General features: G+C 33.9%; 9 protein-coding genes and 1 pseudogene. All 10 read right to left on the bottom strand.

All coding sequences use genetic code 11. The annotated features are described in order from the left end of the window. Positions 1-968: 968 nt before the first annotated feature. Entirely contained in the window at positions 969-1,271 is a 303-nt protein-coding gene (locus tag ACU68U_RS01695; RefSeq protein ID WP_350338366.1) for a TnpV protein, read from the bottom strand. A gap of 1,027 nt (positions 1,272-2,298) precedes the next feature. Then, positions 2,299-4,017 carry a DNA topoisomerase 3 gene (locus tag ACU68U_RS01690; protein WP_446762592.1) on the bottom strand — a complete coding sequence of 573 codons (1,719 nt, stop codon included), beginning with the start codon at positions 4,015-4,017 and terminating at the stop codon, positions 2,299-2,301. A gap of 162 nt (positions 4,018-4,179) precedes the next feature. Beyond that, positions 4,180-4,353, bottom strand: a pseudogene (locus ACU68U_RS01685) (DeoR family transcriptional regulator); the annotation flags it as partial. Positions 4,354-4,553: 200 nt separating this feature from the next. After that, complete coding sequence (locus ACU68U_RS01680; protein WP_446762591.1) at positions 4,554-5,396, bottom strand: nucleotidyl transferase AbiEii/AbiGii toxin family protein; 843 nt, start codon at positions 5,394-5,396, stop codon at positions 4,554-4,556. Next, positions 5,393-5,992, bottom strand: coding sequence for a type IV toxin-antitoxin system AbiEi family antitoxin domain-containing protein (locus tag ACU68U_RS01675; protein WP_446762590.1), 600 nt, complete (start codon positions 5,990-5,992; stop codon positions 5,393-5,395). The genes ACU68U_RS01680 and ACU68U_RS01675 overlap by 4 nt, the downstream gene beginning before the upstream one ends. Positions 5,993-6,075: 83 nt before the next feature. Continuing rightward, positions 6,076-6,993 (bottom strand): CD1107 family mobile element protein, encoded by a 918-nt coding sequence (locus tag ACU68U_RS01670; RefSeq protein ID WP_446762589.1) that lies wholly within the window; start codon positions 6,991-6,993, stop codon positions 6,076-6,078. Between the two features lie 10 nt (positions 6,994-7,003). Next, on the bottom strand, positions 7,004-9,349 hold the full coding sequence (locus tag ACU68U_RS01665) for a leucine-rich repeat protein (RefSeq protein ID WP_446762588.1): 2,346 nt from the start codon (positions 9,347-9,349) through the stop codon (positions 7,004-7,006). Continuing rightward, positions 9,346-9,633, bottom strand: a complete 288-nt coding sequence (locus ACU68U_RS01660) for a hypothetical protein (protein ID WP_446762587.1) — start codon at positions 9,631-9,633, stop codon at positions 9,346-9,348. Before ACU68U_RS01660 ends, ACU68U_RS01665 begins: the two co-directional genes overlap by 4 nt. Before the next feature lie 14 nt (positions 9,634-9,647). Further along, positions 9,648-12,767 carry a CD1108 family mobile element protein gene (locus tag ACU68U_RS01655; RefSeq protein WP_446762586.1) on the bottom strand — a complete coding sequence of 1,040 codons (3,120 nt, stop codon included), beginning with the start codon at positions 12,765-12,767 and terminating at the stop codon, positions 9,648-9,650. 6 nt (positions 12,768-12,773) lie between these two features. After that, on the bottom strand, positions 12,774-13,670 hold the full coding sequence (locus ACU68U_RS01650) for a DNA-methyltransferase (protein WP_446762585.1): 897 nt from the start codon (positions 13,668-13,670) through the stop codon (positions 12,774-12,776). Positions 13,671-13,686 lie beyond the last annotated feature (16 nt).

The raw sequence follows: 13,686 nt of genomic DNA, 5'->3' as shown, positions 1-13,686 counted from the left end.
TTTTTCTAATCTAATACCTTTCCCATCATGCCACTGGTTACTATTTCTATCTCCTGAAATCCCGGGAGAACTGCCTCCTATCCCATATTCAGACTTTAGAAAGTCGGCCTTTTCCTTTAGACTGTGGTCTTCTATAAAATAGTTATATATTCTTTCCCTGCCTTGGACGAAACCACTTCCTCCCCTTAAAACATCATCAATTTCATCTTGAGTGATAAAGGCATTAGGATTTTGAATATCTCTTAATAGGCTTACATAATCTTTTCTTGTAATATCAAGGTCTTTAAGTTTTTCTAATAAGTCTTCCGTCTTATGATAGTGAAATCTTAGAATTTGTGGATTTTGCTTATAAGCAATTAAAAAGTCCTCATATTCTTGGACAAGTGTATTCCTAAAATCCTTATCCTCTAATTCTTTACTTAGAGCTTCCATACTATCTGGAAAACTTCCAGTAACCAAAGCTGAAAGAGAAGTGAAGTATTGGCCCTCATGATCTTCAGCTATATCCCTATACATAAAGAGAATAGCCTCTGATAGACGGTTTCTTTCATAAGATTGGCTTTCGTCTATTTCTACATTTGTTGCAAAGTATCCCCTGTCTAAGAGTTCATTTATCCTTGTAGCCATCTCTTCCCAAGAAAGAACTTTATCAGGAGGGTCTCCAATTTCTCTTCCTTCCGAAAGGGCCATTCCTCTATCTGTAAAGTAGGCTGAAAGCTCTCTGCCATCTATGAGAAGACCATTTCCTCCTTGGTAATTTTCCTTTAAAAATTCTATTTGACTTTCAGTATCCTTTCCCTTGGAAAACTCAGCGATTACAGGGAGTCTGCCTCCTTCAATGTTTCCTCCATGGATAAGAAATTGGTCAATCTCTTCTTGACTTATGGGACTGGTAAATCGAATTTGACTTGCTGAATTTTTCTCACTAAAAAAGGAAGCCTGAGCTTCCCTTTTTTGTCGTTCATCTTCTATACTAGGACGATTTCCTTCATCGCTATCTCCTGTAGTTCCATATCCATGTTCTTCTTCAGTTTCAGATATTTCTCCAGATCCTGACTCTTCATTTCTAAGGTCAGTCCCCAGCTTTCCATCATTTTTCCTTCTTCCTGTCTCAGAAATTCCTCCACTTGATTCTCTATATCTATCAGATGGTCCATTAGTCTTTCTTCCATCATCATAATCTGATAGCTGTTCTCCTTGTTTTCCTTGAGAAATTTCAGTCTTGCCCTGCCAAAGCTGTTCAGTTTTCCTAGGTCTAGCTTTATCGGCATTTGGATATTGGGAATCATCATCTCGTGTTGGTCTACCATCTCCAGTCGGTAGGTCCCTCCCTCTTTCTCGAAAGGTGTCTCTTTCAATGTTGGAATGTATTCCTCTCCTTGTTTCTGATATTTTTTGCCCGCTATGGTTAGCATCTCTGCCATCTTCACTACCTCCTATATTTTTAACCTTATTTGGGTCTGTTTCATTTTTAGTAATTGTATTATAACGCTCCTTAAGCCCTTTTGTCTGCTCCCTATTTTCATTTTGTAAGTTTCTTTTAATAAATTCCTCTCTTGTAATGGCTCTACCTATATCTATGAGCAGACTTTTGTTGGTTTGGGAAATGCTTCCTAAAAGGATGTCCATATCTTCCTTGTTGGATAAGCTGCCTATTAGTTCTAGATTCTCCATATTAGGGATATAGCCTATGCCCATCCTGGCACTCGTTGCCACTTTTACAGACTCTGTTAAAAAATTTATTAGATTTACTTTTGAGTAATAGGTCAAGCTTTCTTCTGATAGACTATCTAAAATCTGATAATAGCTTCCTTTAACATAAGTTTCCGCTAGAGCAGAAACTTTTTCCTCTTCCGATAAATAGTTTAGGCTATTAAGTCCAACCGTATCGTCTATTAGATAATCTAAGGCTTTTAGGTGGTCTTTCCTTTTATATTCCCATACCTTAACTTCGGCAATATGGTTTTGATAGTTTACCGTCTGTAGTACATCGAAAAGGTATTTTACCTTGCCTGTTTCAAAGTCTAGAATTGGGATGCCCTTTTCTCCTCTTTTTACACTTCTTCCAATGCTTTTCCAATAGTCGTACTCTGCACAAGCTGTAGCATTGGGACTTATAGAGTAAATACTTAGTTGATGGGCGTAAGTATATTTATAGTTATTGCCCAAGGTTTTTAGAAAATCCGTGTAATAACTTGGATTAGCTATCTCTTTTCTTGTGGCGTTTAATATCTCTGCTACTTCCTTGAAATTGTATCTTGCCATTTTTCTCCTTTCCTGTGTGTCTTTTATGCTAGCTTATTGCTCATTTACGCATTTATAGAGATCTATCTGCTTAGCAATAAATGCTTCAATCTCTTGTAAGAAATCTTCCTCCCTGCTTTTGCCTTTCGAAATATAGTAAAGGCTGGTTTCCCAATCAGAGGTTAGTTTTGCATTTTTTAGTTCCTTAGCCACTATACTGATAACAGCCAAGCCTAAATGGGTGGGAATAAGGTTTTTACCTTCTCTTTTGATGTATTTCTTATAGATTAAGTTCTCTATAATCCCTGCTCTAGTGGCTGGTGTTCCAAGTCCCACTCTTTCCACTTCAATACCTTTGTCTATCTCCCCTTTTCCTGCTATTTCCATGGCTTTTAAAAGGCTTTCTTCTGTATAGGGCTTAGGAGGCTGGGTGTATTTTTCTTTTATGGTTTTTTCTTTTATGCTAAACTCATCTCCTGGATTGACTATAGGGAGGGGATTGTCTTTCTTATCTTTAGGCTTGTAATCTTCTAGATATTTTGTAAATCCTCCATCTATAACTGTCTTTCCTTTAGTTGTAAATTCAAATCCATCAAATTCAGCTATTATTTTGGTGAGTTTTTCTTTAAGTGGATAGGAAAAGCTGGCATGTAATTTATTTTTAATGAGTTTAAAGACTCTTTTTTCGCTTTCCGGTAAGTTCTCTATCTCTTCAAGGTTTGCACTTACAGTGGGGATAATGGCATGGTGGTCTGTTACTTTCTTGGAATTAAAAATGACATTGATTCTATCCGTATCAAAGTCATTTTTTCCTAATATATTATTTACAAGGCTTGTAATCATATCCTCCGTTAAATACCTGCTATCCGTCCTTGGATAAGTAATCAGTTTTTTCTCATAAAGACTCTGGGCATAGTCAAGGCTTTGTTTGGCAGAATAGCCAAAATATCTGTTACATTCTCTTTGTAGTGTAGTTAGGTCAAAGGGCAGATCTGGTTTTGTGATTTTTCCTTTTTCTTCTACATGATCTATTTTTATGGTCTCTGGAACTAAGTTTTTTAACTGTTCAGCGATATCGGGATTATCTATTCTTTCTGTTGTTAAAGAAAAGTCATCTATATCAAGTTCTACTGTATAGTATTTCTCTTTTTTAAAGCTTTGAATTGCCCCCTCTCTTTTTACCATTAAATCAAGGGTCGGCGTTTGTACTCTTCCAACTGAATAATTTTGTTTATATAAAAGGGAGTAAAGCCTACTTAAATTCATTCCTACCAGCCAATCTGCCTTCGCCCTAACGTAAGCGGAGGCAAATAAATTATCGTAATCCTGACCCTCTTTTAGGTTTTCGAAGCCTTCTTTAATTGCTCTGTCTTCCATGGATGAAATCCATAGTCTCTTTATGTCTTTTTTACACTTTGCTTGCTTATAGACAAGTCGAAAAATGAGTTCCCCTTCTCTTCCAGCATCGCAAGCATTTATGACTTCATTAATGTCTTTTCTGTTCATTAGTGTTTTTAAGATGGAGAATTGTTTTTTTACCTTGGGAAGTACATAGTGTTTGAATTCTTTAGGAAATATGGGCAAATCTTCCATATCCCATTTCTTATATTTTTCATCGTAAATTTCTGGAGAAACTAATCCTACTAAATGGCCTACACACCAACTTATGATGTAACTATTACCTTCTATATATCCGTTTTGTCTATTCTTTACACCGAGAACCTTAGCTATGCTCATTGCTACACTCGGTTTCTCTGTTATTACTAGTTGCATATTGCCTCCTTTGCATTAAAAAAGGCGATAGATGAAATTTCTCTCTACCACCTAAATTATCGTATTATGTTTTTAACTTGTAAGTATACAGAAAAGCCCCAGCACGGATGGTTAGGGCGTGATCCTCTATTAATATATCATTATCATTTTTTTATTTCTATACTATTTTTTAACTATCCAATAGCCATCTTTTGCACTTCCGATATATTCAATTACTTTTTTATCTGTTAAGATTTTTAAATCTCTCTTTATGGTAAGTTCTGAAACGAAGAATATTTCTGATAAATCTTGAGCCGTGATTTGTGACTTATCTTTGATAATCTTAATAATTTGTTTACGCCTATCGTCAGGCTTTAATTTTTGACCGACATTTTATCCCTCATTTTGACCTTCACATTAACCCTCACTTTTACCCTCATAATTTAAGTTTTTCAAAACTGTAAAAACGAATTCTCTATTTCTTATACCTTAAACGGATAAAATTAAAGTTCCATTTTCGTCCTTTATATTCGTATTATTGTTCTTTGATACGAGCTTTAAAGACTTAGTTTGGTAAGAACTTCATTTATTGTGGCTAATATGTCATTCCAATCTATCTCTTTAGAGTACTGATTTTTTCTACTATAATTATCCCATACATCCTTAAGCTCTTTACTTGCCTTAATCTCCTTCAGGTATTTTTGTGAATTTTGTATATATTCCAAACTATTCCTTTCCTCAGCCTTAATTGTAAGAGCTTTCTTTAACCCCTCATAGTCTAACTGAGGATTTAGTTTTGTTAAAATATATATATCATAGTAATCTCTCGCTCTAGTGTTTAAAACATTTCTTGATAAAATAGTTTCTATCTTTTCAGCCAAAATTGTGGTCAAGGGGTAAGCTTTAATGTCGATACTTTTATCTGTAAAAAGAAGTTGATAATTATAATCCACCTCTTTAGGAATGATACGATCTCCCGTTGTAATATCAATTTTTATGGGTGTTTGCATATTAAAAAATGTTGCAATAAGAGTTATTCGAAAATCGTCATATTCTCCAGCCTCATGAATGGAGCGTATTTTTTCAATTTCCCAGATAATATTATCTTCTAAATCTATTTTTATAACTCCTTCAATTATCTTCCTAATTGACTCTTCATTTACAGGAATTCCTTTTATTGTCGTGTCTATATCCATGGTAGATCTCATGTCTATCCCAATAAGGGAAGAGATTAGAAATCCCCCTTTAATAATAAAGTTATCACTATATTCGCTATTAGAGAGTCTGCAAAGAAAGCGTTCCATCATATAATAATTTAAAAGTGTATTTGCCGGAAGATTATATTTCTGTTCTGCATTTCTAATTTTATCTTTTAATTGTTTGGGACTTGTAAATATCATATAAGAACCTCCAAATAGTTTCTCATTTGTTCTTCACACTTAAAGTATTTAGAATATCTTAATAGTTCAAGTTTATCTAGTTCTGCGTTCTTTAATCCTCTTTTTAATGCTGTAAGAACGAGATCTTTATCTAAGCTGTTAATCTTACTAATCATTTGCACTAAAGTCATTTCTTTTGTATATACGTAAACCAAATTTCCAAAGGGACTTTTGATTTTTTCTTGTCCTTTTTCCCATAAATCTTCTTTCAAATAGTAGAAAAGATACTTGTCTCTTTCCTTAATCATAGATGTATTATATCCTGATGGAATCGTTGCTATAATCTTATGGGGATTTTCGTCACTTAATTTGTGAAGATAAAGGGCGGTCTCATGAGAAAAAATAGCTTTAGGTGCTCGATGTTGAAAAATATAATAGGAATCTTCTAAAAAGTCCGGATGTAGATAAAGACCTCTGGCAACCCTCTCTAAGCTACCTTGCTTTACCATCCTCTGTAATTTTTTTGGACTAATATTCTTTTCCTCTGCTTCTTTTATGGTAATGGTTCCACCATTACTTTTTATAGTTTCTAAAATACTCTCACTTAAAGCTGACATTTTTCACCGCCTTATAAATAATAGTCTTGATTTATCGTATATATTATATCCTATGCGAGATTAAAAGACAACTGTGCTGTGTTTTATTCAAAGTCATCTTCATCTGGAACTAATATTTCGGTATCTTGCTCGTCTTCATCTAAAAGATCTTCGTCGATGAAATCCTCATCTTTTTCTGTCCCATCGTGTTCATATTCATCTTCCCATTCATCATAGATGGTGTCGTCTTCTTCATCTTCCTCTTTCTTATAAACCTTAAAGTAGTAGCCAGCTCCAAGAACTCCTGCTACAATCAAACCTACAAATAAGTATAGTCCTGCTCCTGACTTTTTCTCCTCCTTGACTTCTTCTTTAGCTTCTTCTACTTTTTCAGGTTCAACTTTTTTTACCTCTTCCTTTTTAGGCTTAAAATCCGACTCTCCTTCTATCATGTTCAGAAGATCCTGTTCTCCCACCTCTGTCAATAGCTGAACATTTTCCTCGTGTTCTCCATGGTCTACAATTAAGTGAAAGGTTTTTCCACTCTTTGTTTGAAAGGTTAAAAACTGTCTCATATCTATAGGCTTCTGATTTGAACTTTCATTTGTCTGCTCAGGATTGACGGATGTTGCTTCCTTTTGTTCTTCTGCAATATCTTCTTTTTTAGGGGTAATGTCTTTATCTTGTCTGTCAACATTTTCAATAACTGTCCCCCTTGCCTTGTTTTCTTTTGTGGCAAGGGGATTAATGGCTTTTTCATTGCCTCCATTTACTGGTTTTACTTTTTCTTCCTTCCTTTCCGGAACTTTAGGTACATCTTGATAGGGTATTTCTTCATTTGAAGGGCTGTAAAGATCTTCTTTTTGTAAAAGCTGGTCTAAGCCTTCCTTTTGATTTTCAGGTTCATAGATTTCTTGCCCTTTTTCTTTAACTACTCCCTCTGTTCCAGCAAAAACATTCATTGGTAGTATTAATAGGGTAAGGAGCAAGACTAGACTTGCTCCCTTTTTTATTCTTCTCATAAATATCTCCTTACTTTACGTGTTTAAAGACATAGACAGCTTGTTTGTCTTTGTCCCATTCAATGGTTTGATCTTTTCCATCTTTAATATCTCCATGACTTGCTCCAAAGGCTTTAGCAATATTTGAAATTGAAGCATGAATTCTTCCATTTATAATCACGGGCTTAACATCTGAATTGTAGACCTTTCCATCTGAATCTTTCATGACACCAGTATCAATATTTAGTCTTAATGTCTTTTTGGCTAAGTTATTATTCTCTTTATTTGAGAAAATAGCTTCACGAGTAGAGTTATCATACTCAACATTAAAACCTAGAGTATAAGCAATATATCTTACTGGAATCATAGTTCTTCCTTGATCCACATAAGTTTTTACATCCATATATACTGTTGTCTTACCATCTTTGGTGATAATGTTATAAAAGTTTTTGTCTACTTGGAAAACTGCAAATTCTTTTTCATCTTTAACTTGTTTTTTGTCTTGTTGTTTATCTTGATCTTTCATCTTGTTAAGATCAAATTGATTTAGGATGTTCTTATCATCAGCTTTCAATAGTTCGTCCCACTTCTTATCTTGAGATTTCTTATCTTCTTTATTCTCTTTGTTTTCTTTTTGGAGTTTTAGAAGTTCATCTAATTTCTTAGATAAGTCTTGGTTTAGATTTTTCTCTTTTTCATCTTTACCTTGTTTTTCAAGTTCTTCTTTCGCTTTTTTATTTGCTTCCTCGATTAACTTCTTTGCTTCTTCGATTTTCTTATCTAATTCTTCTTTTAGCTTTTTAATTTCTTCTTCAGAAGCTTTTTGTTTTTCTTCTAGTTCTTTAATCTTATCTTCTAATTCTTTTTTTGTATTTTCAGAAGTTTCTTTTAAACTATCAATAGTCTTTTGAAGCTCTTCAATTTTCTTATAACATTCTGACTTAGAATTTTCTGTTTCTTTCTTTTTAGACTCTAGGTCTTTTATCTTAGTATCTTTTTCATCAATAGCTTTTTCTAAGTCCTTGATTTTATTATCTTTATCCTCAATTTCTTTAGTCTTCTTTGCAAGTTCCCCTTCTAAAGACTCAAGCTTTTCTTGCATTTCTTTGATTTTATTTTCGTTTTTGTCGGTCTTTTCTTTCTCAGCTTCTAACTCCCATTTTGTAGATGAATAATCTTCTTTTAGTTTTGCATTTTCATCTTGTAATCTTTTTAATTCATCTTTAAGCTGAGTAATTTCTGCTATTAGTTCATCATTGTTAGAATTTTTAAGATTCCCAATTTCTTTATTCAATTGATCAATCTTATTATCTTTATCTCTAATTTCTTCTTCTAACTTAGCCTTTTCTTGTTTTAGTTTCTCTCCATTATCTTTGCAAGATTCTAACTTTTCCTTTAATTCATCTATCTTTGATTGGTCTTCTTGTTTCTTATCATTTAAATCTTTGATTTGATTTTCTAAATCCTTAATGTTTTTAGTTAAATCATCAATCTTATTGTCCTTTTCATCAATATCTTGCCCTGTTAAATCTGTTTGAGTATCAATGGAATATTTATTTGGATTGTAAATAGTCATCTTTCCTTGATACATATCATTGTTATAATCAAATTCAAGTTCTACACTATCTACACTCTTATCAAAGATAAACTCTCCGTTTTCATACCTTAATCCATTAGGAATAAATTTAAATCCTTGATTTCCGTTAAAACCAAAATGATTTTCGTAAAATGGATTTTGTTTTGGTCTATATTCAACATCTTGATTATGGAATACTCTCTTACTGTTAATATTTGGATTACCTAAAACTTTTACAGTGTGCAGTTTATTTCTTGAAAAAGCATACTGTTCAATTGTCTTCACAGACTTCGGTATAGTTATTTCTTGGAGGTTATTTCTTTCAAAAGCATTATGTTCAATATTTACCAAAGTATCAGGTAAATCCACTTCACTAAGTTCACAGGAGAAAAAAGCAAGACCGCCGATAGTTTTTAGGTTTTGAGATAGTTTAACCTTTCCTATTTTCCCAGTATAGAAGCTAGCGTAGCCAAGAGAAGTAACGGAGTCTGGAAAAACAACCAGATCATAAACCTTTCCTCGTCCAAATTCTCGATTAAATCTATCCTTGTCTCCCATGTGGTCTAAGGAATAATTTCCTCTTACTGATTTTGTTCCTTCAGGAAACACTAAGGTCTTGGTTTTCTTTTGCTTGGCCATCCCTTGATCACTATAGGCAATGATGTTCCCTGGTGAACTATATAAAAAATCTTCCTCTGTCCAGGCTTCCTCTTGTGCATAAACAATATTTGTCCCTACAAAGCTAAAGACGCTTCCAAATAATATGAGAAGCGCCAATGACATACTTATTAACTTTTTCATTCTATAATCTCTCCTTCGCTATTTTCTATATTTTCTACTAAAGTCCTTCCTTCTTTTAAGTTCTTTATCTCTTCTTTTTCTCTTTTTTCTTCCTCCTTGTTTTTTCTCACAATATCTAAAAATTCATCTAAGGAGATTTCCCTAGACCTAAATTCTTTGATGACCTCCATGTTTTCCATTTCTATTTGTTCTTCTTCAAGAACTTGCAATTCTATTTCTATCTCTTCTTTTTTAGCTCTAAGTTTATTTTGTTTTTCTATATTTCTTACTAATTTTCTATTCAAATTCTTATCCCTCCTTAACGTGGTCTACCAAAAGCATAAAAATGGTTTTTCCAATACTTGCTATTTATACTTGTGTATTGAATCGGGTCTCCTGCGTGAATCATCATGCCGTTTCCCGCATAAATGCCGACATGGGATATAGGGGTCCCGCTTTTATAAGTTCCTTGGAAGAAAATAATATCTCCTGCCTTTGCTTCAGATGGACTTATGGGATTGCAATAATTTTTATAGATTAACCAGGCTGTGGTTCTTGGCATATTCTTTACGCCAGATTTACTAAAAGACCAGCAAACAAACCCTGAGCAATCAAAGTTCTTTGGTCCACTTGCCCCAAAAACATATTTTTTTCCTATATGTTTCTCTGCTTCATTAAATAAGGCTTTTACGCTTGCATCATCAAAGGCAATGCCTGGATTTCCAAAGTTTGGATTGTCCAGTATTTCTGATAGGTCCCCATTACCAGACCCAAATATTGCAGTCATATTTCCTTGAGCAGATAACAAGGCTTCGTAATGGGCAAGATTGGTTTCGTAATCCTTAAAAGCTTCCCTTGCCACTTCATCAATCGTCTTTTTAGAAAGAGTTAAGGTAAAGATCCTATAACTATAGGGCTTTCCCTCACTATCATATTTAGTTATAGTCTTTACGGAATAATCTCTTTTATACATCTGATTAAAGAGCGTTTTAAGTTCTCCCTTAATCTTATCTACCGATTTTATTTCTCCAAATCTAGCTGTTAAATAGGAAAATAACTCGTGGACATCATGACCTACGGTATCTCCTTTTACCCTATATTCGTCATAGCCTGGGTGATAAGAAGATAGACTATCTATTTCATCTTGGAGGGCATTTTCATAGCTTAAAAATTCATTATTCACATCGCTTAGAACACCCTCATCAGACAAGTAAGTCGTCGTGGTGATATTGCTAGCAAAACCTGCTGTCATTGTTGCCATGTTGCTTCCCATTTGAAAGAGGACAAAGAATAGGCCTATTATCCCTAGAGCCAGAAAGACTTTTTTATACCCTCCGTTTTTTATAAAATCCGTTACTTTTTTTGCTCCACTAGAGAAAGACTTCTTTATTCTCTTGGACAAACTTTCCTTTGTTTTGTTCCTAAAGCTTCTTTGAAATCTTTTCTTCATAAAAAAGCGGTTTAAAGAATTGGTCTTTTGATAGGCGCTTGTCTTTTTTAAATCTTCAAAGTTTTTTTGAAAAAGAAGTTTCTCTTCTCTTTTGTGGATTTTTTTATCCAGCTTTCCAAGTATTTTTCTTGTTTTGAAAGGCTTTTTTCTCCTATCCCTTCTCATTTTTCTAAGACTTAATTCACTTCCTCGGGTTAGTTTATAGGCAGCATTTATCCCTGCATTATCCTCTTTTCCACTATAAAGATAATTTGCTGTTAAACTTGTGGCTAAAATAGCTGGGCTATCCAGTTTAGAATCTGCCTTTTTCTCGTCTTTTAACAGCTTCTTTTCTGCTTTTTCTTTTTTCTTATATAGTTTGGAAATTTTCTTTTCTTTATTGTGAAATTTAGACTCTCTCACTTCTTTTTCAAGTTGGAACTTTTTAGACTTTTTATTTTTTGCTAAATCCTTATTTATGTCCTTTTGACCTTTTTCTTCTACTTTAGATTTTTTGCTCTCCTTTGAAGTTTCTATTTCTTTCACACTTGTCTTTTTCTTACGGGTGAGTTCTTCCTCACCTATAAAGTTTGACCTTGTTTTCTCTATGTCCTCTTTTTTCTCTTTTCCTATAGGCAGTTTCCTAATAAAGTCCATTTTATTTTTTAGTTTGTCTTGGTTTTCTTTCCTATAAAAGTTTTGACTTTCCCCTTTTAAAAAAACTTCTTTTCCTTTAGTTTTTCTAAGCTTTGGGCTTTGCTTCTCCACTAAAGTCTTTTTTAATTTTTTGTTCTTTATTTTCTCATTAGCTAAGATGTTTTCTTTTCCAAGGGGTTTATTTCTATAATTCCTTTTTTCTTTTATAGACTGGAGATTGATCGCTTGATTTTCTTTAACATCTACTCTTTCTTTATGTCTATAAGATACATCACTATCTCTAAAATCCACATCATAGCGGTCTATAACACCATCGTTGTCCATATCCTTTCCTAAAGGATCATATATCTCGCTAGAGCTTTGGCTGTTGCCCTCTTGTGGGCTCCTTACTTCCTTTTGAAACTTTGTTGTTCTTTTCTTTTTTATCGAGTCCGTCTTTAGAGTATTCTCTTTTACATTACCTACTCTTTGCCTTGAAGATTTCTCTCTAAAGTTTCCATAGCTACTTCCTATTGAGCCATCTTCTAAAACCTCTTTATTCTCTTTACTTTCATTTGGCTGTTTAAAATTTTTCCCTTGAAAGCTTTTCGCTCCATCAAAGTTGTTTACCGGTTTGATGGGATAATTTTTTTCTTGAATGGCTTCTTTGTTTTCTTCTTCATAGCTCCTAAAAGTTCTTTCTGCTTGCTTTTTCTGCCTTTGGCTCTTGCTCATCTTTTCAATATGAAGAAAATTCTTTTTATCCCTTATGCTAGGCTCCTGAGTTTGTTGATTTGTACCCCTTTTAAAAGTATTTTTGCCTTCTATCCTTTGATCTTCTTTTTTCTTTTTACTCGGTCTCATACCAAGCCCTAATTTTGGCAAAGAAAAAACAGGAAGACTGTCTTCCTGCTGAACTTGTGGTATATAGGCTTGAGTGGAACTTTCTATATATTCTTCAACCAAATCTTCCTTATTGGAAAGAGGGTCTTCTTCTTCCACATAAGTCTTTTCTTCATTGCTTTCAATATTTTGATTTTCATTAATTCGGTTCTCTTCAAAGATCCTCTCCGCCATCTTCTTCTGTCTTTTTTCTTTTGGAGTCTTCTCTTTAATATTAAAAGGGTCTGATGTCTTGTTTTCTTCCTTAATCTTTCTATAGTTTTCCTTTTTTAAGGGATCTTTAAAAGAATCTTTTTGTAGATTATCTTCTTTTACTCCTTGATTATCTAAGGCTTGGCTATTATCTTTAAACCTTGTTGCTTTTAGTAATTCTCCAGTAACTTTAACTCTATTCTCATTCTTTAATTTGCTATTTTTGCCCCTTACCTTTGCCGGCATATCCCTTGGGTTTATAGAATTTCTTTTTTTCATTGGTCCTTACCTTCCTTCCTCGATTCTTTTTTTAGCAAGTTGGCAATAGTCCCTGTTAATTTCAATCCCTATATATTGCCTATTCATTTTCTTAGCTACCATGCCTACCGTTCCGCTTCCCATAAAGGGATCAAGAATAAGTCCGTTCTCAGGACAGCCTGCTAATATACAGGTTTTTACTAGCTTTGGTGGAAAGCAGGCATAGTGTTTTCCTCGAAAAGCAGAGGTGTTTATGGTCCAAATATCTCTGGCATTTCTCTTTTTAGGAATAGTATATTCTGTATAGTCATTTCTATTCCTTGGTTCATTTAAACTCTGCCTTTTCATACCGCTTTTTTGATTCATATACTTATTATCTTTTCCTACCGCTGATAAATATCTTCGCTTACTGGACTCCGCTAAGGGTTTAGCTAGGGCATCATAATTATAATAATATGTCTTTGCCTTGGTCAGAAGAAAGATATGCTCATAAGACCTAGTCGGTCTATCTCTACAGGATTCAGGCATGGCATTTTCCTTATGCCATATAATATCGCTTCGTAAATACCAACCATCTTCCCTAAGTTTCAAGGCTAATTGCCAGGGTAGTCCCATTAAATCTTTAGGCTTATAGGCTGGCCTTTCTTCTTTACTTTTTGTACTTGCATATAAATCACCGATGACAAGCCATAGACTCCCATCTTCTTTCAAAACTCGTCTAACCTGTCTAAAAACCTCTACCAAATTGTTTAGATATGCTTCAGGACTGTCTTCTCTTCCTATTTGGCTTTCATGGTGATAATCTCTTAAGCCATAATAGGGAGGTGAAGTAATACAGCTATCAAAGAGGTTTTCAGGAAACTCTTTTAAGGCTGATATTGCATCTAGGTTAATAATATAATTGGTTTTTATTGATTGATTCATAGTTTTTCTTTTATAA

It is taken from the genome of Finegoldia sp. P3-F-LR (assembly GCF_052932165.1).
Note: the sequence above shows the minus strand (reverse complement) of the source record. Positions and strands in the feature narration are given on the sequence as shown.